General features: G+C 67.2%; 22 protein-coding genes and 1 pseudogene. 14 read left to right on the top strand and 9 right to left on the bottom strand.

Features of this window, described 5'->3' with window-relative positions:
• Positions 1–318 precede the first annotated feature (318 nt).
• Together C556_RS0109650 and C556_RS0109645 are read right to left on the bottom strand one after the other, a co-directional pair.
• A complete protein-coding gene (locus C556_RS0109650) occupies positions 319–2205 on the bottom strand; it encodes a methyl-accepting chemotaxis protein (protein ID WP_018748044.1) in 1887 nt (628 codons plus the stop codon).
• Positions 2206–2523: 318 nt separating this feature from the next.
• Positions 2524–4401 carry a methyl-accepting chemotaxis protein gene (locus C556_RS0109645; protein WP_018748043.1) on the bottom strand — a complete coding sequence of 626 codons (1878 nt, stop codon included), beginning with the start codon at positions 4399–4401 and terminating at the stop codon, positions 2524–2526.
• Between the two features lie 185 nt (positions 4402–4586).
• Between C556_RS0109645 and C556_RS0109640 the strand changes: the two genes are divergently transcribed.
• Positions 4587–5504 (top strand): DUF7916 family protein, encoded by a 918-nt coding sequence (locus C556_RS0109640; protein ID WP_018748042.1) that lies wholly within the window; start codon positions 4587–4589, stop codon positions 5502–5504.
• Between the two features lie 123 nt (positions 5505–5627).
• On the opposite strand, the pseudogene C556_RS24085 reads toward C556_RS0109640, so the two are convergent.
• Positions 5628–5756 (bottom strand): annotated as a pseudogene (locus tag C556_RS24085) (ribbon-helix-helix domain-containing protein); the annotation flags it as partial.
• Between the two features lie 317 nt (positions 5757–6073).
• Between C556_RS24085 and C556_RS19970 the strand changes: the two are divergent.
• The 4 genes from C556_RS19970 to C556_RS0109615 all read left to right on the top strand — a co-directional run bounded on the left by C556_RS19970 (position 6074) and on the right by C556_RS0109615 (position 8638).
• Positions 6074–6634, top strand: coding sequence for a PAAR domain-containing protein (locus tag C556_RS19970; protein ID WP_018748040.1), 561 nt, complete (start codon positions 6074–6076; stop codon positions 6632–6634).
• Positions 6635–6637: 3 nt separating this feature from the next.
• Positions 6638–7423, top strand: a complete 786-nt coding sequence (locus tag C556_RS19965; protein WP_018748039.1) for a hypothetical protein — start codon at positions 6638–6640, stop codon at positions 7421–7423.
• Positions 7423–7650: a hypothetical protein gene (locus tag C556_RS0109620; RefSeq protein WP_018748038.1), complete on the top strand. Its 228-nt coding sequence runs from the start codon at positions 7423–7425 to the stop codon at positions 7648–7650. Before C556_RS19965 ends, C556_RS0109620 begins: the two co-directional genes overlap by 1 nt.
• Before the next feature lie 367 nt (positions 7651–8017).
• Positions 8018–8638 carry a PEP-CTERM sorting domain-containing protein gene (locus C556_RS0109615; protein ID WP_083930532.1) on the top strand — a complete coding sequence of 207 codons (621 nt, stop codon included), beginning with the start codon at positions 8018–8020 and terminating at the stop codon, positions 8636–8638.
• A 136-nt stretch (positions 8639–8774) separates the two neighbouring features.
• Here the strand turns inward: C556_RS0109615 and C556_RS0109610 are convergent, their stop codons facing one another.
• Positions 8775–10976, bottom strand: a complete 2202-nt coding sequence (locus tag C556_RS0109610; RefSeq protein ID WP_018748036.1) for a RelA/SpoT family protein — start codon at positions 10974–10976, stop codon at positions 8775–8777.
• A 127-nt stretch (positions 10977–11103) separates the two neighbouring features.
• Between C556_RS0109610 and C556_RS0109605 the strand changes: the two genes are divergently transcribed.
• The 3 genes from C556_RS0109605 (at position 11104) to C556_RS0109595 (ending at position 14649) form a co-directional block, all read left to right on the top strand.
• Positions 11104–11661, top strand: a complete 558-nt coding sequence (locus C556_RS0109605; RefSeq protein WP_018748035.1) for a DUF2062 domain-containing protein — start codon at positions 11104–11106, stop codon at positions 11659–11661.
• A gap of 130 nt (positions 11662–11791) precedes the next feature.
• Positions 11792–13957: a VTT domain-containing protein gene (locus tag C556_RS0109600; RefSeq protein ID WP_018748034.1), complete on the top strand. Its 2166-nt coding sequence runs from the start codon at positions 11792–11794 to the stop codon at positions 13955–13957.
• Entirely contained in the window at positions 13954–14649 is a 696-nt protein-coding gene (locus C556_RS0109595; RefSeq protein ID WP_018748033.1) for an endonuclease/exonuclease/phosphatase family protein, read from the top strand. The genes C556_RS0109600 and C556_RS0109595 overlap by 4 nt, the downstream gene beginning before the upstream one ends.
• Positions 14650–14853: 204 nt before the next feature.
• On the opposite strand, the gene rsgA is transcribed toward C556_RS0109595, so the two are convergent.
• From rsgA to C556_RS0109580, 3 genes are all read right to left on the bottom strand, one after another.
• Positions 14854–15744, bottom strand: a complete 891-nt coding sequence (gene rsgA, locus C556_RS0109590) for a ribosome small subunit-dependent GTPase A (protein WP_018748032.1) — start codon at positions 15742–15744, stop codon at positions 14854–14856.
• A complete protein-coding gene (locus tag C556_RS0109585; RefSeq protein WP_018748031.1) occupies positions 15745–16059 on the bottom strand; it encodes a 4a-hydroxytetrahydrobiopterin dehydratase in 315 nt (104 codons plus the stop codon).
• Positions 16060–16152: 93 nt separating this feature from the next.
• Positions 16153–17400: a M48 family metallopeptidase gene (locus tag C556_RS0109580; protein ID WP_018748030.1), complete on the bottom strand. Its 1248-nt coding sequence runs from the start codon at positions 17398–17400 to the stop codon at positions 16153–16155.
• Positions 17401–17640: 240 nt separating this feature from the next.
• Between C556_RS0109580 and orn the strand changes: the two genes are divergently transcribed.
• Genes orn through hslO form a run of 5 tightly spaced genes read left to right on the top strand, consistent with a single transcriptional unit; the run spans position 17641 to position 20709 of the window.
• Positions 17641–18210 carry an oligoribonuclease gene (gene orn / locus C556_RS0109575; RefSeq protein WP_018748029.1) on the top strand — a complete coding sequence of 190 codons (570 nt, stop codon included), beginning with the start codon at positions 17641–17643 and terminating at the stop codon, positions 18208–18210.
• The gene (locus tag C556_RS0109570; protein ID WP_018748028.1) at positions 18210–18698 is read left to right on the top strand and encodes a CinA family protein; all 489 of its coding nucleotides are present in this window, start codon (positions 18210–18212) and stop codon (positions 18696–18698) included. Before orn ends, C556_RS0109570 begins: the two co-directional genes overlap by 1 nt.
• Before the next feature lie 56 nt (positions 18699–18754).
• Entirely contained in the window at positions 18755–19330 is a 576-nt protein-coding gene (locus C556_RS0109565; RefSeq protein ID WP_018748027.1) for an Ntn hydrolase family protein, read from the top strand.
• Positions 19327–19803, top strand: coding sequence for a NanQ anomerase/TabA/YiaL family protein (locus C556_RS0109560; protein WP_018748026.1), 477 nt, complete (start codon positions 19327–19329; stop codon positions 19801–19803). Before C556_RS0109565 ends, C556_RS0109560 begins: the two co-directional genes overlap by 4 nt.
• A 39-nt stretch (positions 19804–19842) precedes the next feature.
• On the top strand, positions 19843–20709 hold the full coding sequence (gene hslO, locus C556_RS0109555) for an Hsp33 family molecular chaperone HslO (RefSeq protein ID WP_018748025.1): 867 nt from the start codon (positions 19843–19845) through the stop codon (positions 20707–20709).
• Positions 20710–20736: 27 nt separating this feature from the next.
• Here hslO and C556_RS19960 read toward each other — a convergent pair whose 3' ends face one another.
• A complete protein-coding gene (locus C556_RS19960; protein ID WP_018748024.1) occupies positions 20737–22482 on the bottom strand; it encodes a sensor domain-containing diguanylate cyclase in 1746 nt (581 codons plus the stop codon).
• Between the two features lie 238 nt (positions 22483–22720).
• Between C556_RS19960 and C556_RS24080 the strand changes: the two genes are divergently transcribed.
• Positions 22721–24508: a PAS domain S-box protein gene (locus C556_RS24080; protein WP_211214704.1), complete on the top strand. Its 1788-nt coding sequence runs from the start codon at positions 22721–22723 to the stop codon at positions 24506–24508.
• Positions 24509–24523: 15 nt separating this feature from the next.
• On the opposite strand, the gene C556_RS0109540 is transcribed toward C556_RS24080, so the two are convergent.
• Positions 24524–24859 carry a hypothetical protein gene (locus C556_RS0109540; protein WP_018748022.1) on the bottom strand — a complete coding sequence of 112 codons (336 nt, stop codon included), beginning with the start codon at positions 24857–24859 and terminating at the stop codon, positions 24524–24526.
• Between the last annotated feature and the right edge of the window lie 65 nt (positions 24860–24924).

Below are 24924 nucleotides of genomic sequence, written 5' to 3'. Positions count from 1 at the left end.
GAGGTTGAAAATTATCTGTCTTGATCAGTTGGGTTCGGGTCCGTTTGAGGACGGCTTTTTCGCCGGGAAGGGGCGTATTCGCTACAAAGACAGTGTAGGGGAACGGCCTTGCAAGGCGGGAGGTGCAAGGGTTCAGTAGGTGTGCGACGACAAAAAGCGGCCTACGACAGGCCGCTGTGGTTTGTCAGCAAAAGCCGTGGGGACGGCGTCGCCGGGCCGGCGAGGGAAGGAGCGGGCGAGGGGAGCGAAGGTCGGCTTGCGTTGGTCGCCGCCCGCCGGCCTTCGTGCTTCGCACCCGCGTTTGAAGGTCGATCCGCCCTACAGCCGGAACTTGCCGAACATCTCGCGCAGGAAGCTGGCCAGCTGGTTCAGCTCGTTGGCGGCGTGGGTCGCCTGGTGCAGCGCGGCGTCGGTTTCGGTCATCTGGCTGGTGATGTGCTCGGCGCTCTGCGCCATGGCGGTGGTGGCGTTCTGCTGCTCGCGGGTGGCGTCGGCGATGTCGCCGATCTTGATCATCATCTCTTCCATGTTGCCGCGGATGCCGGCGATCCTGCTGGCGGCATGGGTGGACAGCTGTACGCCGCTCTGCACCGCGGCATGCGTCTTCTGCATGTTGTTGACCGCCGCCTCGCTCTCGGTGCGCACGCCCTCGATCAGGCCGGTGATCTGCACCGTGGCCTGGCTGGTGCGTTCGGCCAGCTTGCGCACCTCGTCGGCCACCACGGCGAAGCCGCGCCCCTGTTCGCCGGCGCGAGCCGCCTCGATGGCGGCGTTCAGCGCCAGCAGGTTGGTCTGGTCGGCGATCTCGCGGATCACCTGGATGATGCCGCTGATGTCCTGCGAGCGCCGCGACAGCCCTTCGAGCAGCGTCGCCAGGTTTTCCACCTCCGCGGCGGAGCGGCCCACTTCGCCGGCCACCTCCTGCACCGAGGCCGACGATTCGCTGGACAGCGCGCCGGTGCTGGTCACCAGTTGATTGGCGTAGCGCGCGCTGTCGGCGATGTGGCTGATGCTGACGGTGATCTGCTCGATGGTGGCGCCGTTGGCGGCGGCCAAGGCCGATAACCGTTCCGAATCACCGGACAGCTGCCGCACCACGTCGTTGATGTCGCGCACCCCCAGCGTCAGGCGTTCGGTCTCGCGCTGGATGTCGCGGAACATCTGCCGCAACTGGTCGGTGAAGCGGTTGAAAGCGTTGGCGGCCTCGGCGATCTCGTCCTCGCCGTTCAGCTCCAGTTTGCGGGTCAGGTCGCCGCCGCCCTGCGCGATCTCGTTCAGCGCATTGCGCAGCCGCGACAGCCCCACCAGCATGCGGTTCACCACGAAGCTGGCCAGCGGCACCACCAGCACCAGCACCACCAGCATGGCGCCCAGGCACAGCATCAGCAGCGTGCGCAGCGGTGCCAGCGCCTTGTCGCGGTCGATCACCAGCCCCAGTTGCAGGCCGGTGCCGGTGACGGGTTGCAGATAGAAGAACTTGTCGACGCCGGCGATCTCGATCTCGGCCAGCGCGGGCGTGGCGGCCAGGCGCTTGAGCAGCTCGGGCGTCAGCTGCGCCGAGACGGCGGTGGTGGGCTTGAGCACGTATTGCCCGTCGGCGTGCGCCAGCACCGTGCCGTCGTCGCCCAGCAGAAAGGCGCTGCCGTCGCCGGTGAGCTGGATCGCCAGTACGTCCTTGACCACGTCGTCGAGGAAGATGTCGGCCGCCGCCACGCCCTTGAGCGTGCCGTCGGGCGCCTTGACCGGTGCGGCGAAGGAGAAGATCAGCCGCTTGCTCGACGCATCGACGTAGGGCGGGGTGAGGATGGTATGGCCGGCCGCCAGCGCCTGCTGGTACCACGGGCGGCCGGTGGGGTCGTAGTCGGCGGGCAGGTCCAGCGGGCGGCTGGTGCGCATCGCTTTGTCGGGCTGGCCGAGATAGGCGCTGTCGAAACCGGCGGCCTGGGCCGCCTGTTGCAGTGCGGGGGTGGGTTCGGAGGCGGTGCTCAGCGATTGCGACAGCGCGCTGACGATCAGTTCCTTGTCCTTGACCCAGGTGCGCAGCATCGACTGGTAACCCTGGCCGACGCCGCGGATCTCGTTGGTCAGACCGTGATCGACGATCTCCACCCGCATCCGGCTGTAGGCGGCCAGCGTGAGCATGGCGGTCAGCACGACCGTAAGGACGGCGACGAACGCCGTCAACTTGGCCCGTAAGGATTTCATGGTTTGCCCCTGCTTATGATGTGTTCTTCGCCGCGCACGGCTTTTAACGCAGCATAGGGATAACCATTGGTTTTCGCCAAGGTCGGCGAATGCGATGTTTGATCTACCTTGCGTCGGCTGTCGGGATTTCTTTGGCGCGCGCGGATGGCGGGCGCTGCGCCGCGACTCCGGGGCGAGGGCGCAGGCAATGGCTGTGCCACGCCGGAAGGGATGGAGCGAGGTGCCGTGGAGGCGGCGGCAAAACACAAGGCCGGGCACCTCGCGGTATCCCGGCCTTGGTTCGCGGCGGACCGGGCGGCCCGCGGCGGTGGTAGCCGCCTACAGGCGGAACTTGCTGAACATGTCGCGCAGGAAGGTGGCGAGCTTGCCCAGTTCGTCGGCGGCGTTGGTGGCCTTTTGCAGCGCGGCGGTGGATTCGTGCATCTGCAAGGTGGCGCCCTCGGCGCTTTGCCGCATCACGGCGGTGGCGTCCTGCTGCTGGCGGGTGGCGACGGCGATCTCGCTGACGCGGCGCAGCACGTGCTCCATGTTGCCGCGGATGTGCGCCACCTTGTCGGCGGCGACGTGCGACAGCTTGACGCCAGCCTGCACCGCCTGGTGGGTCTTCTGCATGTTGACCACCGCCGCCTCGCTTTCGCTGCGCACGCCGTCGATCAGCGTGGTGATCTCCACCGTGGCCTCGCTGGTGCGCTCGGCCAGCTTGCGCACCTCGTCGGCCACCACGGCGAAGCCGCGGCCCTGCTCGCCGGCGCGGGCCGCCTCGATGGCGGCGTTCAGCGCCAGCATGTTGGTCTGGTCGGCAATCTCGCGGATCACCTGGATGATGCCGCTGATGTCCTGCGAGCGTCGCGACAGGCTGTCGAGCAGCGAGGCCAGGTTTTCCACCTCGTGCGCCGACTTGGTGATCTCTTCGGCCACTTCGCGCATGGCGGCGGCCGATTCGTTCGACAGCTTGTCGGTGTCGCCCACCAGGTTGTTGGTGTCGCTGACGCTGTCGGCGATGTGGCTGGTGCTGGCGGTGATCTGCTCGATGATCTCGCCGGCCAGCGTGGACAACCGTTGCGAATCGCCGGATAGCAGGCGCACCACGTCGTTGATGTCGCTCACGCCCGAGGTCAGCCGCGCCGATTCGCCCTGGATCTCGCTGAACATGCCGCGCAACTGCTCGGCGAAGCGGTTGAACGCCCCCGCGGCGCCGGCCACTTCGTCGTTGCCCTCGACGCCCAGCTTGCGGGTCAGGTCGCCACCACCTTCCGCGATCTCGTTCAGCGCCACGCTCAGGCGCCCCAGGCCCTTGAGCATATGGTTCACCACGAAGCCCGCCAGCGGCACCGCCACCAGCAGCACACCGATGGTGATCGCCGCCATGATCGCCAGCAGGCGCGTCAGCGGCGCCTGCACCTGGGCGCGGTCGATCATCATCCCCAGGCTGAGGCCGGTGCCGGGCACGGTCTTCAGGTAGAAGAACTGCGAGCTGCCGTCCTTGAGCCTGATCTCCGTCAGGCGCGGGTGGGCGGTCAGCGACTTGAGCAGTTCGGGCGTCAGCGTGGGCGACAGTTCCTGCGCCGACTTGAGCACCAGTTGTTGGTTCGGATGGACCAGCAGCGAGCCGTCGTCGCCCAGCAGCATGGCGTAGCCGCCGCCGTTGAGCTTGATGGCGAGCACGTCCTGGACCACGTCGTCGAGGAAGATGTCGGCCGCGGTCACGCCCTTGAACGAGCCGTCCTCGCCCTTGACCGGCGCGGCGAACGAGAACATCAGCCGGCCGCTCGACGCATCGATGTAGGGCGGGGTCAGGATGGTGCGATCCTCCGCCTGCGCCTGCTTGTACCAGGGGCGGCTGGTCGGATCGTAGTCGTCGGGCAGGCCGAGCTTGCGGCTTTCGATCATCCGCTTGTCCGGCGTGCCGAGGTAGGCGCTGTCGAACTTGGCCGAGCCGGCGGCCAGTTGCAGTGCCGGCACGGGGTCGGGCGCGGTGCGTAGCGACTGCGCCAGCGAGGTGACGATCTGGCCCTTGTCCTGAACCCAGGTGCGCAGCATCGATTCGTAGCCCTGGGCGGTGCCCTGGATCTCGTTTTGCAGGCCGTCGTCGATCTGCGAACGCATGCTCACGTACATGGTGGTGCTGAGAATCAGCGTGAGCACCACGAGCAATGCGGCCACGAACACCGTCAACTTCGTTTTGAGGGATTGCATGGCGAACCTCTATGTCTCTGGTTTTACTGAGGAAAAACCATGACAGGTATAACCAGCGGTTTGTTGCGGTGCAATGAGAAAGGGCCTAAATCGAGAGGGGCCATGCCTAATGGTTATCGCAGCCCCTACCCCTGGCCGGACGACCGTGGCACGGTAGCGTTTTCGTCTCGCTAAAGGAGTGTCCGATGAAGCGCATCCTCGATTGCAGCGCGTCCGATTTCCGCGCGCTGGACAGGGAATCCCTCAAGCAGTCGATCCTGGCGGCCGAAGGCCGCACGGTGGTGGCCGAGACCATCGTGGTCGCGCCGCCGCTGTACCCGGACGTGACCAATGGCGAGATCGTCAAGGCGTTCGGCGCGGACTTGCTGCTGCTCAACATGCTGGACGTATTCGCCCCGGTGGTGGTCGGGCTGGACCACGCCCGCGTGCCGGCGGACGGCGGCGACCACAGCAGCCCGGTGCCGGTGCTCAAGCGGCTGACCGGCCTGCCGGTGGGCGTCAACCTGGAGCCGGTGGCGGCGCAGTCGGACGCGCTGGAACAGCTTGAGGCGATCGCCGAGGGCCGCACCGCCACGCCGCGCGCGCTGGCCCAGGCCAAGGCGTTGGGCTGCGACTTCGTCTGCCTGACCGGCAACCCCAAGACCGGCGTGACCAACGCGCAGATCGAGCGCGCCATCGGCGACGCGCGCGAATACTTCGGCGGGCTGGTGATCGCCGGCAAGATGCACTCGTCCGGCACCCGCGACGCGGCGCCCGGCGACGCCGCCGTGCGCTTCGCCCAGGCCGGCGCCGACGTGGTGCTGCTGCCCGCACCCGGCACCGTGCCCGGCGTGCGCGAGGACGATCTGGCGCACACCATCGCGCGGGTGAAGCAGGCGGGCGCCCTGGTGCTGGCGGCCATCGGCACCAGCCAGGAGGGCGCCGACGAGGCCACCGTGCGCGAGATCGCGCTGTCCGCCAAGCGCGCCGGCGCCGACATGCTGCACATCGGCGACTGCGGCTTCACCGGCATCGCCGTGCCGGAGAACATCATGGCGCTGTCGATCGCCATCCGCGGCCGGCGCCACACCTACATCCGCATGGCGCGCTCGGCGGTGCGGTGAGGTTGCGGGGCGGGGAGGGTTGAAACCCCAAATCTTGGACCACAGAGGAGGGTGAGAACATGGAGTTTCACGGAGAAAATTAACTCTGGGCGGGCAAGGCCCGCCTGCTCCTTCCTGGTCGCTCCATGCGGACAACGCCTGTTTCATGATCCAGCCGCGAGAGCGCTCCAGGCGCGCGGCCATCTGATCGACTTTTTCCGCCAGTGGCAACCGCACATGCGCCGTCAGAACCTTGGTTTCACCTTGAGCCATGGGGCCTCCCGATTCGTTTTGATTCAAAGTGAATCGTACGAAAGGCGCCGTGGCACTGGCGTGCCATGCGCACGTGCAGGCGGCGTTCATGTGGGAGGTGGGGGAGCTGGCCAGGTTGGCGGTGACGCCGGATGGTGAGCTGGAAGGATTTGTGGTCACAGCCTAGGCCGTTATCGCTGCGTTTGGCCCCCGTGGCACACGAAAAGGCGCGTCTACGCTAGAACTTTGCGCTGCAACAACGAATGCGGGCATTGGTTTGTCGAGGCCAGACCCCGGACTTACCATTGCCAACAACTATTCAGTTGCAGCTTGTAAGCATGCCCGGAAAGCTCTTCATTGTGTTGGGCGACACCACCAGCCACGGCGGTACGGTGGCCTCCGCCCAGTCCCCCATGACCTTCCAAGGCAAACCCGTCGCAACCGTGGGCGACATGACCTACTGCCCAAAGTGCAAAGGCAGCTTTGCGATTGTGCAAGGTGGCGGAAACATCGAATTGATGGGGCGCCATCTTGCGCGCGCCGGCGACAAGACCGCGTGCGGGGCGGTGCTGATTCCTGGCAAGCAAACACTGGCTACCCATGAACCGGTTGGAGGATCGGCGGCGACAACCGCAGTCGCTGGCCTGTCGATGGGCAAGGCCGCAACGGCCATGAACAGCCTTTTGCAGGAAGCGGGTTCATCCTTCGACCACCAGATGCTGCTCACGGATGAGTTGACCGGCGTGCCTCTGGCACGGCAGCCCTATCGGGTTGCGACTGACGTTGGCAAGTTCGAGGGGGTCACCGATGAAGAAGGCTTGACCCAGCGTATCTACACCGGCAGTGCCGCCAAGCCCATTACCGTGGAAATCCTCGGTATCGACGAACTGATGATGTAGCTCATGGCGAACTTCTACCCTGCATCCAAGACCTTTGGGACTGATACCGTCGTCTCGACCCCCAGCAATGACGGCAGCACCTACCCCGTTGCGGGGAGCGAACTCAAGACCGCATTGACCATGATGGAGAACGAAGCTTTTGCGTTCTCCATCATGTTCATCAACGATGCTCAGCTTCGGGCGGACTATCAGGCGAAGGTCAAGGCCGCCTCCAACGAGATTCTTGCGCGAGTAAAGTTGCGCGAGATCACACCTCACGAAGGCGCTCAGACTGCCAATGCCATCCGCAACCACATCATGGATTTGACGCGGGCCAGAACCAGCTCTTACGGGCTGGCATTAGCAAAGCACATCAAGCAGCAGGGCAAGTTGCTGTCGGTACTTTGCGAAGAGAAGGCGGTGGCGATGTTCCGCAGCCCGTTCAATGCGCTTTCGGCTGCGCAGCAGGATCAGGTGTATTTGGAAATTATCCAGAGCGCCGGCAGGACGAACCCAAAGGTAAACGTCCAAATCCGCTACTTCAAAATGTCCGGTCGTGCGCTGCTGATCTTCTCCCTGGCGGTATCGGTTTACAGTGTGGCGGAAGCCGAAGACAAGGAGCGCCAGGCGCTCAAGGAAGCCAGCACGACAGGCGCCAGCCTGTTGGGGGCTTTGGGGGCCGGCGCTGGCGTCGCGCTTGTGGTGTCCAATCCCGCAGGATGGGTCGTCGGCCTCTCCGCACTGGTTGGCGGTGCATTGACGGGGCTGGCCTCCGATACGGCGTTCGATTACTACTACCCGGAAAAATGATGGTTCTGAGCTGGTTGGCTATCGCCCTGGGCTTTGCCGCATTGGCAGGCATTGTGTTGGACTTCTACCAAGCCATGCGCGGCGCCTATCCCGATGACTGGACGCAAGACACGTCGGAAACCATGACGGCGGAGGACGAGCGGGAAGTGCGTTCACTGCGAAATCGGTTGCTGCTCAAGTTCACGGTGCTGGGGCTGTGCCTGGCCTACTTGATGCTTCGAGCCTAGCTCGCCGTCCAGAACAATGGCCCGTATTTGCGGGCCATTTGTCATGTGGATTATCGAAAGTACCCCGTGTCAAATCGCGCGCTAAAAGGTGCCAAATCGCGCACCGTGCTACAGAACATGCCGACTGCCGCCTGCCGCCTGGCGAGGCCGGTGCTTGCTGATTGGTTTTCTCCGTGTTGCTCTGTGTTCTCCGTGTCCTCTGTGTTTCAAGATTTGGGGTTTGGCCCGATCCGTGCTCCGCACGGCATGCCGACGGCGACGCCCATCGTGTGATCGCGGCGGCGACGTTGCCATCGCATAGCTTGATCCGGCGGCGCAGTGAAACGCCGCGTTCCGATCAACGTTCGCCCGATGCGAGAGCCATGAAATGAAAATTGTCCATGTGTTCGGCCTGACCCTGGGCGCCCTGCTGGCGCCGTGCCTGCACGCCCAGGTGGTGGAGTTCGTGCCGCCCGGCGCGGTGGTGCTGACCACCCACAACAGCAACGACAGCTGGGCCCAGGGCCGGGGCGTGCTGTTCAGTCCCACCGCCAACCTGACCATCGATGCCATCGGCGTGTTCCAGCAACTGCGGCCCGGCACGCTGGGGCTGGCGTTGTCGCGGGTGCACGTCGACAACGGGCTGATCTACCAGGACGAAACGCTGTGGCAAGGCTCGGTCGCCAGCGCCGACGCCAGCGCGCTGTCGTGGCTGGACCTGACGCTGCCCGAGACCAGCCTGCTGGCCGGCAGCCTGTACCACGTGCAGTTCTCCTATTTCGGCCGCCCGTACACCAACTTCTTCTACGACAACCAGAACCAGCCGTTCAGCCAGGGCCACTTCACGCGGATCGACGGCACCGAAGGCAAAGGCACCGCCAACTACGTGATGCCTGCCGTGCGGCTCAACGTCGCCAACGTCAGCCCGGTGCCGGAACCGGCCACCTATGCATTGATCGGACTGGGATTGCTGGGGGTGATGCGGGCGCGGCGCACCTCTAAGGCTTGAGCCCCACACCTTGAACCACAGAGAACGGTGAGAACACGGAGTTACACGGAGAAAACCGCAAGGTCAGGCCTTTCTCACTGATCCTCTGTGCGCTCACCGTCCTCTGTGGTTCAAGATTTGGGGTTTCGCCGACCCATCACATCCGATCCACCCTTAGCACGCCGTTCACTTCGTTCAGTTTGGCGACGATGCGTGCCAGTTCGTCGGCGTTGCGGATCTCGACGGTGAAGCGCATCCGGGCGCGGCTGTCCTTGGACAGGGTGTTGACGGCGGTGACGTTGATTTTCTCGCGGCCCATCACGTCGCTCAGGTCGCGCAGCAGGCCGGGACGGTCGTGGGCCTCGACCATCAGGTCGGTGGCGAACACGTTGCTGGTCTGGCGGCCCCAGTCGGCCTTGATCAGCCGCTCGGGGCTGGCGGCGGCCAGGCGCTTGAGCGTGGTGCAGTCGCTGCGGTGGATCGAGATGCCGCGGCCCTTGGTGACGAAGCCGACCACCGCATCCGGCGGTACCGGTTTGCAGCACTTGGCCAGCAGCGTCATCAGCTTGTCCACACCCTCGATCAGGATGCCTTCGCCCTTCTGGTCGGCGCGGGCGGCCTTGATCACGTCCTCGGCGCTGACCGGGGCCTCGACCGCCGGCTTGTCGTCGAAGGTGAGCGCGTCGTCCAGCGCGCGCAGCGTGACCTCGCCCTGACCCAGCGCGGCCAGCAGGTCCTCGATGGCCTTGAAACCCATGCGCTGCGCCACGGCGTCCTGATTGACGTCGCGCCGCGCCATGCGCGCGGCCTCGCGGTCGTAGATGGCGCGGCCCGATTCGATGGCCACGTCCAGGTTCTGCTGGCGGATCCAGTAGCGGATCTTCTGCGCGGCGCGGTGGCTTTTCACGTAGCCCTGGTGCAGCCAGTCCAGCGGCGGGCCGCCTTCCTTGGCCGCCAGGATCTCGACGCGCTGGCCGGTCTCCAGCGGGGTGGACAGCGGCACGATGGCGCCGTCCACCTTGGCGCCGCGGCAGCGGTGGCCCAGGTCGGTGTGCAGGTGGTAGGCGAAGTCGACCGGGGTGGCGCCCTTGGGCAGCGGGATCACGCGGCCGGCGGGGGTCAGCACGTAGATGGTGTCGTCGAACAGCTCGGCCTTGAAGGCGTCGGCCAGCTGTGTCTCCTGCGCCATGTCCTCGCGCCAGTCCAGCAACTGGCGCAGCCAGCCGATTTTCTCTTCGTACTTGCTGTCGCCCTGGCCGCCTTCCTTGTAGCGCCAGTGCGCGGCCACGCCGTACTCGGCGTGCTCGTGCATCTCGAAAGTGCGGATCTGCACTTCCAGCGCCTTGTCCTGCGGCCCGATCACGGCGGTATGCAGGCTGCGGTAGAAGTTGCCCTTGGGGTGGGCGATGTAGTCGTCGAATTCGCCGGGGATCGGCTGCCACAGGTTGTGGACGATGCCGAGCACGGTGTAGCAATCCTTGAGATCGTCCACCAGCACGCGCACCGCGCGGATGTCGTACAGCTCGGAGAAGTCGAGCTTCTTCTTCTGCATCTTCTTCCAGATGCTGTAGATGTGCTTGGGGCGGCCGGTCAGATCGGCGTGGATGCCGGCGCCGGCCAGTTCGCGGCGCAGCGTGCCCAGCACCTCGCCGATGAAGCGCTCACGGTCCACCCGGCGCTCGTCCAGCAGCTTGGCGATCTTGCGGTAGGTGTCGGGCTCCAGGTAGCGGAAGCCCAGGTCCTCCAGCTCCCACTTGATCTGCCACACCCCCAGCCGGTTGGCCAGCGGGGCGAACAGGTCCAGCGTTTCGCGGGCGCGGCGGCGGCGCAGCTCGTCGGGGGCGTTCACCAGTTCGTGCATGGTCTGGGTGCGCCAGGCCAGCACGATCAGCACCACGCGCATGTCCTCGACCATGGCCAGCAGCATCTTGCGCACCGCCTCGATCTGGGCGGCGGCCTCCTGCGGCTTGCCTTGCGAGGCGTGGGCCAGCGTGTCCAGCTTCTTCACCCGGCCCACGCCCTCGACCAGCCGCGCCACGTTGTCGCCGTAGCGCTCGCGCAGGGTGTCGAGCGCGCCGGCGCGGCGCTCGGGCACCGCGTAGGCCAGCGCCGCGATCACGGTATCGGCGTCCAGGTTGAGGTCGGCCACGATGGACGCCGCGGCCACGGCGTGATGGAACAGCGGGCCGGTGCTTTCCTCCAGCCGGGCATCGCCGTAGCATTCGCGCACCCAGTCGGTGGCGCCGCGCAGGCGTTCGAGGTCCTCGGCTTTGTAGCGGGGGGCGAGCTGGGCCAGCCAGTGCACCGGGTCGGCCGCTTCCGCGATGGATTGGGCAAGCGGACGAGTGACTGCAACCATATGACGATCCCATTGCGCGAACGGCCATCCCTGCCGTTGCGCGGATATTGAAAAAAACTGATGGAATTTTGCCCGTTTCGGCCAGTCTCTTAAAGCCGGGGGCGTCCCCTACAGCCAGATTCCTTCCATGCCTCGCAAGTTCCTCCGCAACGTGTTGCCCGATCAGGACAAGCTCAACCAGAACGCTTTCCTGCGTCGCTACGCGCATCGCTTCATGCACCCCAACCTGTGGCACCTCAACCGCCACTCGGTCGCCGGGGGCGTCGCGGCCGGCGCCGTCGGCGGCATGATCCCCGGGCCGTTGCAGATCATCACCGCCGCGCTGCTGGCGCTGGGCTTCCGCGTCAACCTGCCGGTCGCCGTCTTCACCACGTTCTATACCAACCCGCTGACCATCGGGCCGCTGTACTGGGTGGCGGTGCAGATCGGAGGCTTCGTCACCGGCCGTCGCGGCACCGACCGCATGCCGCCGATGCCGTCGTGGTCCGACCACACCTGGTTCGAATGGGGCCGCGCCATGTGCGATTGGACGCTGTCGCTGGGCGTGCCGCTGCTGGTGGGGCTGCCGGTGCTGACCGCGTTGCTGGCGGTGGGCGGCTACCTGGCGGTGAAGCTGTTCTGGCGCGTGCACGTGCTGTGGCAACTGCGCGGCCGCAGCCGGCGCCGCCGGCCGGTCGAAGGGTAACCTTTTTCTCTCGTCGTTCTTCCTCTTCCCGCCGTGCCGGCGGTTGCGTGCTTTTTCCCGTTGTCGCACCCCGGGGGCGCCCCGACAAAGAGAAAGAGGCCCGCGCCAGTCGGGCCATCGACGGGAGACGATGGTGGATACGGATACCAACGACGTGGGCGGCCTGCTGCGGCCCGGCCACAACTGCTGGCGTGTCGAGCACGCCGATCGCGCCGCGGTGCTGGTGGATGGCGAGGCGTACTTCCGCGCGGTGCGCGCGGCCATCGCCGACGCCCGCCGCAGCATCCTGATCGTGGGCTGGGACATCGACAGCCGGATGCGGCTGGTGCCCGAAGGCGCCGACGACGGCCTGCCCGAGGAACTGGGCGAGTTCCTGCACCAGGTGGTGGCGCGCCGCAAGGGCCTGCACTGCCACGTGCTGACCTGGGACTACACCGTACTGTTCGCGCTGGACCGCGAATGGCTGCCCAACTACAAGCTCGGCTGGCGCACCCATCGCCGGCTGCACTTCCGCATGGACGGCCAGTTGCCGCTGGGCGGCTCGCATCACCAGAAAGTGGTGGTGATCGACGACAAGCTGGCCTTCATCGGCGGGCTGGACCTGACCCACGACCGCTGGGATACGCCGGCCCACGCCTGCGACGACACGCGCCGCGTGGCGGGCGAGGGCAAGTGCTACCCGCCGTTCCACGACGTGCAGATCATGTTCGACGGTCCGGCCGCCGCCGCCGCCGGCGATCTGGTGCGCGAACGCTGGTATCGCGCCGCCGGCTGCTATCCGCGCAAGCCGCTGGAGGCGCTGGCCGGGGGCGACCGCTGGCCGGCCCATGTCGAGCCCGATTTCACCGACATCCAGCTGGCCATCGCCCGCACCGAGCCGGAGTTCGACGAGCGCGCCGGGGTGCAGGAGATCCGCGCGCTGTATGCCGACGCGCTGGCCGCGGCGCGCGACAACATCTACCTGGAGAACCAGTACTTCACCTCCGGCCTGGTCGCCGAGGCGCTGTCGGCGCAGCTGGTCAAGGCCGACGGGCCCGATGTGGCGGTGGTGTCGCGGCGCGCCGAGAGCGGCTGGCTGGAGGAGATGACCATGGGCACGCAACGCGCCCGGTTGCACGCGCGCCTCAAGCAGGTGGACCACCATGGCCGCTACCGCATGCTGTGCCCGCATATCCCGCGGCTGGACCCGGAGTGCGTCAACGTCCATAGCAAGGTGATGGTGATCGACGACGAACTGCTGTCCATCGGCTCCGCCAACCTCAACAACCGCTCGATGGTGCTCGACACCGAATGCAACGTCGCCATCGAGGCACGGGGCGACGCGCGCATCCGGGCCGCCATCGCCTTGGTGCGCGACCGCCTGCTCGGCGAACACCTGGACGTGGCGCCGCAGCGGGTGGCCGAAGCGGTGCAGCGGGAAGGGCGCCTGCTGCCGGCCATCGCCGCGCTGCGCAAGGAAGGCCGTACCCTGGTCGAGCTGGAGCCGGTGGCCTCGCCCGAATCGGAGGCGCTGGTGCCGGCGCTGGATCTGCTCGACCCCGAGCGCATCGTGCCGCCGGAGCGGCTGCTGGCGCAGTTCGTCCCGCGCGAGACCCAGGCACCGCTGCGCGGGCGGCTGATGGCGTTCGGCACGGTGGCGGTGGCATTGTGCGCACTGGCCGCGGTGTGGCGCTTCACGCCGCTCTCCGAATACATGCACCCCGAGACGCTGTCGCAGGTGGGCGAGCAATTGCAGCAGATGCCGTTCACCCCGCTGCTGGTGTTGCTGGCCTACCTGCTGGCGGCGCTGCTGGTGATTCCGCACTCGGTGCAGGTCGCCGCCACCGGGCTGGTGTTCGGCCCGTGGGCCGGGCTGGCCTACGCCGTCACCGGCACCGCCTTCACCTCGGCGGTCACCTATGGCATCGGCCACTGGCTGGGGCGCGACGTGGTGCGGCGGCTGGCCGGCGGCAAGCTGGCGCGGCTGAGCCGCACCCTGGCGCAGCGCGGCGTGATCAGCGTGGCCTTGCTGCGGCAGATTCCGCTGGGACCGTATGCGCTGGTCAACATCGTCTGCGGCGCGTCGCATATCCGGCTGCGCGACTTCATGCTCGGCACCCTGCTGGGGATGACGCCGGGCTCGGTGGTGATGCTGCTGTTCCTGCACCATTTCACCGAGGCGATCCGCGATCCCAGCGTCGGCGCCTTCGCGGTGCTAGGGGTGATCGCCGCCGTGCTGGTGGGCATCGCCTACGCCGCCAGCCGCGTGCTGCGCCGTCGCGCCGCCGAGCGCCTGGGCACCGAGGGCGCGCGATGAAGGCGCCCTGGCCGCTCACCGTGGCCACCTACAACATCCACAGCGCCATCGGCGGCGATGGCCGCTTCGCGCCGCAGCGCATCGCCGACGTGCTCAACGAAATCCGCGCCGACGTGGTGGCCTTGCAGGAAGTACCGCTGGGCGACGACCGCCGCCCCGACGTGCTGGCCGCGCTGGCCGCGTCCACCGGCTATATCCCCGTGGCCGGCCCGACCATCGACCGCCCGGGGCGCCACTACGGCAACGCCGTGCTCAGCCGCTACCCGGTCAACGCGGTGCGCTATCTCGACCTGCGCTTCGGCCGCAGCGAACCGCGCGGCGCGCTCGACGCCGACATCGATTGCCACGGCCACCCGCTGCGGGTGGTCGCCACCCACCTGGGCCTGCGCCCCGCCGAGCGCCGCGCGCAGGTGAAGAAGCTGCTGGAAACCTTCGACACCGACGCCATGCCGGTGCTGCTGCTGGGCGATCTGAACGAGTGGTTCATGTGGGGCCGCCCGCTGCGCTGGCTGACCACGCGCTTCGAAAAGACCCCCGCGCCGAACACCTTCCCGTCGCTCAGGCCGCTGTTCGCGCTGGACCGCATCTGGATCCATCCCCGCCAGCGGCTGGTCAAGGTGTGGACCCACCGCAGCCACCTGGCGCGCCTCGCCTCCGACCATCTGCCGCTGGTGGCGCATATTGCGGGGTGATTTGGGCGTTGCCAAACCAAACCCCACACCTTGAACCACAGAGGACAGTGAGAACACGGAGGGGGCACAGAGAAAACCTGAACAGAAGCTTGGCAGTTGATTGCCAGGGTTTTCGCGTTGGTTTTCTGTTTTCTCCGTGAAACTCCGTGCTCTCACTGTCCTCTGTGGTTCAAGGTGTGGGGTCCAAGGTTTGGCTCCCGCCGACTAGTAAGCCGCCGCGGCCGCCAACTCATCCTGCAAGCGGTGCAGCAGTGCCAGGCGGTCGGGGCGGATGGTGCCCTGGTCGGTGGCGGCGCGCAGGGCGCAGCCGGGTTCGGCGCGGTGGCGGCAGTTGTGGAAGCGGCAGCCGCCCAGGTGTTCGCGCAGGTCGGGCATCAGGCCGGGCAGCGCTTCGGCGGTGACGTGCGCCAGGCCGAACGATTGCAGGCCGGGCGAATCGATCAGGTGCGACGCGGCGTCCAGGTGGTAGAGCGTGGCGTGGGTGGTGGTGTGCTTGCCCGAATCGAGCGCCACCGAGATCTCGTTCACCCGGGCGCGGGCGTCGGGCAGCAGGGCGTTGGTGATGGTGGATTTGCCCATGCCCGACTGGCCGACCAGCACGCTGGTCTGGCCTTGCAGGTACGGCAGCAGCGGCGCGATCTGCTGCTGTGCCGACAGCTCCAGCACGCGATAGCCCAGCGCGCGCCAGAACGCCATCTTCTGCCGCGCGGCGTCGGCCTCGGGCAGGTCGCACTTGTTGAGCACGATCAGCGGGGCGATGTCCTCGGCCTCGGCGGCGATCAGGCAGCGGCCGATCAGCTCCTCGGAAAAGCTGGGCACCGGCGCGGCCACGATCACCAGTTGGGTGACGTTGGCGGCGATCAGCTTCTCGCGCCATTGGTCCGAGCGGTAGAGCAGGGTGCTGCGCGGTTCCACGCCTTCGATCACCGCCTGCTCGGCGTTGAGCACCTTGATCCGCACCCGGTCGCCACAGGCGTAGTCGGTCTTCTTGCCGCGCGCGCTGGCGCTCAGGCGGGTGCCGTCGGCCTGCTCGACGATATAGGCGCGGCCATGGCTGGCGACGATGGTGGCGGTCGTGGCGGTGTTGGCGTTCATTCAGCCCTGCAAGGCATCCACGCGCGCGGCGCAGATGAAATCGTTACGGGTCAGCCCACCCGCGGAGTGGGTGCACCACGCCACCTTGCAGCGGCTGTAGCTGACTTCCAGGTCGGGGTGGTGATCCTGCTGGTGGGCGATCCACGCCACGGCGTTGGCGAAGGCCATGGTCTCGTGGAAGTTCTTGAAGCGGAAGGTCTTTTCCAGCGGCTTCTGCGCGATCAGCCAGTCGTTCAGCTCGGTGAGCAGCATTTCCGCCTCGACCGTGGACAGGGCGGCGGCATCGGCTTGGCAATGTTCGGTGGCGAGTGACATGACGGGGCTTCCGGGGAGGAGATGTCCCGTTCTATGGCGAATCGACATTTAAACGCAAGCCATACGTTATCACCGTGCTTGGGGTGCCAGCGCTCAGGCCAGCCGCTTCAGCGCCGCGATGCGCAGCGCGGCCGGCGGATGGCTGTCGTAGAACACGCTGTGCAGCGGATCGGGCGTCAGCGTGGCGGCGTTGTCGCGGTACAGCTTGACCAGCGCGGCGATCAGGTCGGCGGCGCGGGTTTCGCCGGCGGCGAAGGCATCGGCTTCGTACTCGTGCTTGCGCGACAGCCACGAGCCCAGCGGGCCGAACAGGAAGGTGAACACCGGCAGCACCAGGAAGAACAGCGTCAGCGCGGTGGCGGTGTTGGCGCTCTGCACCCCCAGGCCCTGGTAGAGCCACGGTTCGTGCATCAGCTGCGCCAGCAGCCACAGCAGGCCCAGCATCAGGGCGAAGGTCCAGACCATGCGCTGCATGATGTGGCGGCGCTTGAAGTGGCCCAGCTCGTGCGCCAGCACCGCTTCGATCTCGTCGCCGTTCAGTTGCTTGAGCAGGGTGTCGAAGAACACGATGCGCTTGGTCTTGCCGAAGCCGGTGAAGTAGGCGTTGCCGTGGCTGGAGCGCTTGGAGCCGTCCATCATGAAGATGCCTGCGGCCTTGAAGCCGCAGCGCGCCAGCAGGCCCTCGATGCGCAGGCGCAGCGCCTCGTCCGGCAAGGGCTCGAACTTGTTGAACAGCGGCGCGATCCAGGTGGGGAAGATCCACATCATCACGAAGGTGAACGCCACCCACGCCGCCCACACCCACAGCCACCACGCGTCGCCCATGCGCGACATCAGCCACAGCACGCCGGCCACCAGCGGCAGGCCCAGCACCGCGGCCAGCAGCGCGCTCTTGGCCAGGTCGGCCAGGAACAGCCGTGGGGTGGTCTGGTTGAAGCCGAAGCGCGCCTCGATGCCGAAGGTGGAGTGCCAGGAGAACGGCAGCGACAGCACCGCGTTGGCCACGCCCAGCAGCGCGATCATCGCCACGCCGGACAGGATGCCGGGACCGAACCAGCCGTCGGCCAGTCGCATCAGCCACTCGATGCCGCCGCCCAGGGTGAAGCCGGCCAGCACGATGGCTTCGAACACGGTGACGATCATGCCGAACTTGACCTTGGCCGCGGTGTAGTCGGCGGCGCGCTGGTGGCTGGCCAGGGTGATCGATTCGGCGAATTCGGTCGGCACCGCCTGGCGGTGGCGCCGCACGTGGTTGGCGTGGCGCTGGGCCAGCCACAGTTGCAGCAGCACGCTGGCGCACAGCGCGAACACGAACAGGGCGGAGAACTGGTGAGCGGTCATGGGTGAGGTGCGAACGGCGGCTTACGGCGAAAGGGGCGATTATGGCACAGCCCGGCGCCGGCTCCGTGGCCGTTGGTGGGAACGGCGCGCCGGCGCGCTGCTGCGTTGCACGCCGCTCACGGTATTCATACCGTCGCGCGTCCTGCGCCTTGCCGCACACCGGCACTGCCCCGAACGCTGTCGTGAAAATAGTGTGAACAGGCCCTAGAATGGCGCTTTTGCAATATCCCCGAGGCTGGTATGCCGCAAGACCAAAACCACCTGATCTGGCTCGACATGGAAATGACCGGGCTCGATCCGCAGCAGGACCGCATCATCGAGCTGGCCATCGTCATCACCGATTCCAACCTCAACATCGTCGCCGAGAGCCCGGTGTGGGCGGTGCACCAGAGCGACGCGGTGCTCGACGGCATGGACGACTGGAACAAGGGCACCCACGGCCGCTCCGGCCTGATCGATCGCGTGAAGCAATCGACGCTGGACGAGGCCGCGGTGACGGCGCAGGCGCTGGAGTTCCTGGCGCTGCACGTGCCGAAGAACGCCAGCCCGATGTGCGGCAACTCGATCTGCCAGGACCGCCGCTTCATGGCGCGCTGGATGCCCGAGTTGGAAACGTGGTTCCACTACCGCAACCTGGATGTCTCCACCCTCAAGGAACTGTGCCGTCGCTGGCGGCCCGAGGTGCACCGGATGTTCAAGAAGCAGGGCAAGCACACCGCGCTGGCCGACATTCACGAATCCATCGACGAACTCAAGTTCTACCGCGAGCACTTCCTGAAGGTGCCCAGCGCGCAGATGCCGATCGACTGATGCGCGAGACCTTTGCCCTGGCCGCCGAACTCGGCTGCCTGCTCGCGGCGCGCGGCGCCAGCGTCACCACGGCGGAGTCGTGCACCGGCGGCCTGATCGCCGGCGCCATCACCGACGTGCCCGGCAGCTCGGCGTGGTTCGAGCGCGGCTTCGTCACCTACGCCAACGTCGCCAAGGTGGACATGCTGGACGTGCCGCCGGCCTTCATCCAGGGTCTGGGCGCCGTCAGCGAGCCGGTGGTGGCCGCCATGGCGCAGGGCGCGTGCGAACGCGCCGGCGCGCAGTACGCGGTGGCCGTCTCGGGCGTGGCCGGCCCCGATGGCGGCAGCCCCGACAAGCCGGTGGGCACCGTCTGGTTCGCCTGGGCCACGCCGCAGGGCATCGTCACCGAGCGCCAGCAGTTCCCGGGGGATCGTGCCGCGGTGCGCGCCGCCACGGTGCGCCACGCGTTGGCGCGGCTGGTGGCATTGATCCAGGACGGCCACTGATCCAGGCACGGCAACCGGGCCGTTCCGTCGCAACCCATCCCAAGCAAGGAATACCGATGACCACCGTCGTCGTCGTCAAGAAAGACAACCAGGTGGCGATTGCCGCCGACAGCCAGTCCACCTTCGGCGATACCGCCCTCGGCGCCGGTTTCGACGCCAAGTGGAACAAGATCTTCCAGGCGCATGGCAGCCATTTCTCGATCTCCGGCAGCGCCGCGCACGACCTGGTGTTGCAGGCCGCGCTGAAGAAGGTGAAGACCCTCGATTTCACCGACCGCGCCGGCATCTTCGAGAGCTTTCGCAAGCTGCATCCCAAGCTCAAGGAAGACTTCTACCTCAAGACCGAAGAGGAAGAGGACGATCCCTACGAATCCAGCCAGATGACGGTGCTGCTGGCGAACCCGCACGGCATCTTCGGCGTCTATTCGCTGCGCGAAGTGTATGAATTCGAGCGCTTCTGGGGCATCGGCAGCGGCCGCGACTACGCCATCGGCGCCATGCACGCCGTCTACGACCGGCCGGATCTGACCGCCGCCGACATCGCGCGCATCGGCATCGAGGCGGGCTGCGCGTTCGACATCAGCTCCAGCCTGCCGCTCACCCTGTACACGGTGGAGCTGAAGCAATCATGATCCTGGGCAGCCTGCACCACTGGCGTGCGCATCCCGCGCACTATCCGGCCGCGATCCATCGCGCGCTGCGCCTGCTGGAAACCATGCCGCTCGACACGCTGGCCGCCGGGCGTTATCCGCTCGAAGGCGAGCGCATCGCGCTGCTGATCCAGACCCCGCTGACCACGCCGGCCGAGCAGAAGCGGCCGGAGGCGCACGTGGAACACGCCGACATCCAGCTGCTGCTGTCCGGGCGCGAACGCTACGGCGTGGCGCTGCCGGACGGCAGCGAACAGCTACTGGAAGACCGGCGTGCCAGCCACGATATCGCCTTCTATACGCCGTCGCCGCGCGAGGCATTCATCGATCTCGATCCGGGCATGTTCCTGGTGTTCTTCCCGGGCGAGATGCATCGCCCGTGCTGCGCCAGCGGCGAACCGGGCCCGATCCGCAAGGCGGTGGTGAAGATCCACCGCAGCCTGCTGGTGGACTGAGCGCCGCGACCCACCCGCCGAACGAATACGGAAATCCTCATGACCGATACCCTCGAACGCTTTCTCTTCGACGACGCGCCGGTGCGCGGCGAGATCGTCCAGCTCGACGCCACCTTCAAGGAAGTGCTGTCGCGCCAGGACTACCCGCCGGTGCTGCGCCACCTGATCGGCGAGTTGCTGGCCGCCGCCTCGCTGCTGTCGGCCACGCTCAAGTTCGACGGCACCCTGATCATGCAGCTGCACGGCACCGGCGCGGTGCGGCTGATCGTCGTCGAATGCACCAGCGACATGACGCTGCGCGCCACCGCGCGCTGGGAGGGCGAGGTGCCCGACGTGTCGCTGGCCGAACTGCTGGGGCGCGGGCGCTTCGTCATCACGCTGGAGCCCAAGGAAGGCGAGACCTACCAGGGCATCGTCGGCTTCGAGCCCGGCCAGCGCGTGGCGCAGATCATCGAGCATTACATGGAGCGCTCCGAGCAGTTGGCCACCCGGCTGTGGCTGAGCTGCCGCGACGGGCGCGCCGCCGGCATGCTGGTGCAGAAGATGCCGGCAGGCACCGGCGACCCGGATGCCTGGGAGCGGGTACAGAAGCTGTCCGAAACGCTGACCGACGACGAATTGCTCGACCTGCCGGTGCGCGAGACGCTGTACCGGCTGTTCCACCAGGAACAGGTGCGCGTGTTCGACCCGGTGGCGCCGCGCTTCGCCTGCACCTGCTCGCGCGAGCGGGTCGGCGGCATGCTGAAGATGGTCGGCCGCCACGAAGTGAACGAGGTGCTGGCCGAGCGCGGCGACATCGACGTCACCTGCGAATTCTGCGGCAAGCCCTATCACTTCGACGCGGTGGACGTGGCACAGCTGTTCGCCGGCCACGGCACCGACGCCGCCGGGCCGCAGGTGCACTGAGCGCGGCGGCCAGACCGCCACAGCCGCCTAGTCCGCCGGGAGTTCCACCGTATCGTCCGGCAGGTATTCCACCCGGTTGCGCCCGGCGCGCTTGGCGGCGTACAGCGCGTGGTCGGCCTGGTCGAGCAGTTCGCCCAGCGGCAGGCCGTGCCGGTGCACGGCGGCGCCCAGGCTGATGGTAATCGCCAGCGTGCCGCCCGCCGGCAGCGGCACCTGGAGCGCCGCCACCGTCTGGCGCAGGCGCTCCGCCACACGGATGGCGTCGGCCAGCGAGGCGTCGGGCAGCAGCAGCATGAATTCCTCGCCGCCGAAGCGCGCGATCAGGTCCACGTCCCGCAGCGTCACATGGCAGGTGCGCGCCAGCGCCTTCAGCACCTCGTCGCCGGCCGTGTGGCCGTGCTGATCGTTCACCCGCTTGAAATGATCGATATCGAGCGCCACCGCCGCCAGCGACGTGCCGTGGCGCTCGGCGCGACGCCGTTCCTGGTCGGCGCGTTCGAAGAAGGCGCGGCGGTTGAGCAGCCCGGTCAGGCTGTCGGTATTGGCCAGTTGCTTCAGCCGGTTCACCAGCTCGTCGCGTTCCTGCAAGGTGCCCAGCAGATGCTGGTTGGCGCGGTCGAGCATCTCGGTGCGGTCGCGCACCTGTTCCTCCAGCGAGGCGTTCAGCGTCGCCAGCTTGGCGCTTTCGCTGGTCAGCCCTTCCACCAGGTGGCGTAGCGAGGCGGACAGCCGCGCGGCTTCGCGGTACTGGTCGGTTTCCGGGATGCACACGTCCGGCTCGCCCAGCCGCAGCCGGTCGGCCGCCTGCGCCAGCTCCAGCAGCGGCTGCGACAGGCTGCGCGCCAGTCGCGTGCCCAGCAGCGCGAAACCCAGCGCGGCGATCACGCCGCACAGCAGGATCGCCCATTGCAACTGGCGGATCGGCTGGTAGGCCACCTCGATCGGCTGGCGCACCGCCACCTGCCAGCCCAAGCCGTGGTAATCGCTGCCGAAGCCGGCGGAATGGCTGATCGCGGTCAGGTAGGGCTGGCCGTCCGACCAGGACAGGATTTCCGAGACGGCGCCGCGCGGCACCTCGGGCAGGTTGTGTTTTTCCTTGCCCGGCGGCGCCAGCAGCACCTTGCCGTCGCGGCTGAGGATGAATACCTCGATCTCGCGCACCGTGCCGGTGACGTGAAAGGTGCGGTCCACCACACGGCGCGCCCATTCCCACGACAGGTGCGCGCCCAGCACGCCCTGGATGGCGCCGTCGGCGCCGAGCACCGGGGTGGCCACGTCGACGAAGCGCAGCGGTTCGCCGTTGTCGGGGCGGGGCAGCAGCCTGGCCAGCAGCTTGGCCTCGTGCACGTCGCCGGCGAACGGCCCGAGCAGGCCGTTGCGAAACCACGGGCGCTCGGCCACGTCCACGCCTTCGAGCAGGTGGCCGGTCGAGTACAGCACCCGACCCTGGACGTCGGCGAAGCCGATCCACGAGTACTGCGCGAACGACGCCTTGAGCTTTTCCAGCACCTGCTGCTCGGCGCCGCGGCGCGGCGAGGGCTCGTCCGCCTGCTGCATCGCGGCGATCAGTTGCAGATCGTGCAGCCGCTCGCCCATGCCGGCGTCCAGCCGGTCGCGCAACTGGCTGGCCAGTTCCTCCAGTTCCTCGCCGATGCGGCGCCGGCTGTCCTGGCTGGCGATCTCGCCCACCAGCAGCGACACCGTGGCGGCGACCGCGGCGGCGGTGGCGGCGAAAAAGAAGGCGAGCACGCTGCCGAGGCGACGTCGTTTCACTGGGGAATTCCGGCTGAAAGGAGGCGAATCGAGTGCGGCAGTATACCCAGCGAAACCATCCGCCTGGGGGGGCAACCATTCGTCGTCATACAGCCGCGTTTGAATATCTTTTGTGCTGACGTTGTACGAATTTCATTGTTAAGCAATTCGCCAGAAAAATTGCTCGGAAGGCAGTCGCAGACTGGCTTCGTCCCTACAGGGGCGAGGCTTACTCCGATTCATTTGACAGGATGAAACAATGACAAGCTTGCGCAAAATGTGGGGCCGGGTTGCGCTCGGCGGCTCCGATCACCTCCGTGAGGTCCTGGAACAGGCGATCGACGCCGTCGTCAGTATCGATTCCAACAACAACGTCACCTTTTTCAACGCGGCGGCGGAACGGCTGTGGGGCTATTCGCGGCAGGAAGTGCTGGGCCACAACGTCAAGATGCTGGTGCCGCGCGGCATCCAGCCCAATCACGACGAATACGTCAACGCCAACCGCCGCACCGGCCAGGACAAGATCGTCGGCACCAGCCGCGACGTGATGCTGGAACGCAAGGACGGCGGCCGGGTGTGGACCAACCTGTCGCTGTCCAAGGTTCAGGTGGGCAACCGCATCTCGTACACCGCCTTCGTCAAGGACATCACCCGCGAGCGCAATGCGCGCGAAACCATCAACCAGACGCTGGAGCAGGCGCTGGACGCGGTGGTGATGATCGACGAGAACAACCTCGTCACCTTCTTCAACGCCGCCGCCGAGCGCCTGTGGGGCTACGGTCGCGCCGAGGTGATCGGGCAGAACGTCAAGATGCTGGTGCCGCGCGGCATCCAGGCCAATCACGACGAGTACGTCAACGCCAACCGCCGCACCGGGCAGGACAAGATCGTCGGCACCACGCGCGAGGTGCCGGTCGAGCGCAAGGACGGCAGCCGCCGCTGGGCTTCGCTGGCGCTGTCCAGGGTGGAGCTGGAGGGCCGCATCCTCTACACCGCCTTCGTCAAGGACGTGACCGCCGAGGTGGCGCGCCGCGAGCAGTTCCGCCTGTTGTCGCTGGTGGCCAACGAAACCGACAACGCCGTCATCATCACCGACGCCGAAGGACGGGTGGAGTACGTGAACCCCGGTTTCGAGCGCATGACCGGCTACACCCTCGACGACATGCGCGGCAAGAAGCCGGGCGCGGTGCTGCAAGGCGAGCGCACCGACCGCGCCACCGTCGAGCGCATCCGCCAGAAGCTGGCCGCGCGCCAGCCGTTCAAGGACGAGATCCTCAACTACAACCGCCACGGCCAGGCGCACTGGATCTCGCTGGCGATCAACCCGGTGTTCGACGACAAGGGCAGGCTGGAGCGCTTCATCTCGATCCAGGCCGACATCACCGACACCAAGGAAAAGGCGGTGGAATTCAACGTGCGGCTGGAGGCCATCGGCCGGTCCGACGCGGTGGCCGAATGGCTGGCGGACGGCACGCTCACCGAGGCCAGCCCCTACCTGATCGAGCATTTTCGCGCCCGCGGCTTCGACGAGGTGCGCAGCCACATGCCGCCGTACACCCGCATCCTCGACGCCGAGCAGTTGCGGCGGCTGGCCGCCGGCGAATTCCTCACCGCCGAGTTCCCGCTGACCTGTCCGGAGGGCAGCAAGCTGTGGCTGGGCGCGTCGTTCACGCCGGTGCAGGATCAGGACGGCAAGCTGCGCAAGGTGTTGATGGATGGCACCGACATCACCGCGCGGATGCAGGCGGTGGACGAGACCAACGTGGCGATGACGCAGGTGCTGGCGTCCAGCGACCAGATCAGCAACATCGTCTCGGTGATCGACAGCATCGCCAGCCAGACCAACCTGCTGTCGCTGAACGCCGCCATCGAGGCCGCGCGCGCCGGCGAGCAGGGGCGCGGCTTCGCGGTGGTGGCCGACGAAGTGCGCAAGCTGGCCACGCGCTCGGCGGAGTCGGCGGGGGAGATCAACCTGCTGGTGGACGAAACCCGGCGCCGCGTGGCCGAGCTGGCCGATTCGCTGCGGCGCCTGGGCAGCGGGCACTGAGCGCGGAATGGCCGGTCAGGCGTGCAGATCGATACGGCCGCCACCGGCCGGTGCCGCCGCGAGATAACCCTGGGCGGCGCGTGGCGACGCCGCCGGCGCGGTCGGGGCTGGGCCTTGCGCCTGGCGCTGCGTCAGCCATTGCCGGGTGGAGCCGTCGCTCTGGGCGCCGTTGCCCGACAGCCACTGCGCTGCGGAGTCCGGGCGCGGCGCGGTCACCGGTGGTGGGAGCACGTCGCTGCCCAGCATCTCGGCGAGGATGCCGGAGAACACCCCGGCGCGCGCCGCCGCGCGGGGCGGCACCACGTATTGCTGCTGCGGCTGGTTCGACTGGGCAAGGGCTTGGACAGGCATGCGGACGGCTGGCATGTTCGACGGCTTCCATGGTGCGCACGGCGGCGCACATTGCCTGTCGGACG

It is taken from the genome of Chitiniphilus shinanonensis DSM 23277, assembly GCF_000374805.1.
In the GTDB taxonomy this organism is placed as follows: Bacteria; Pseudomonadota; Gammaproteobacteria; order Burkholderiales; family Chitinibacteraceae; genus Chitiniphilus; species Chitiniphilus shinanonensis.
The sequence above is the reverse complement of the archived record's forward strand: the minus strand, read 5'-3'. Positions and strand labels throughout refer to the sequence as shown.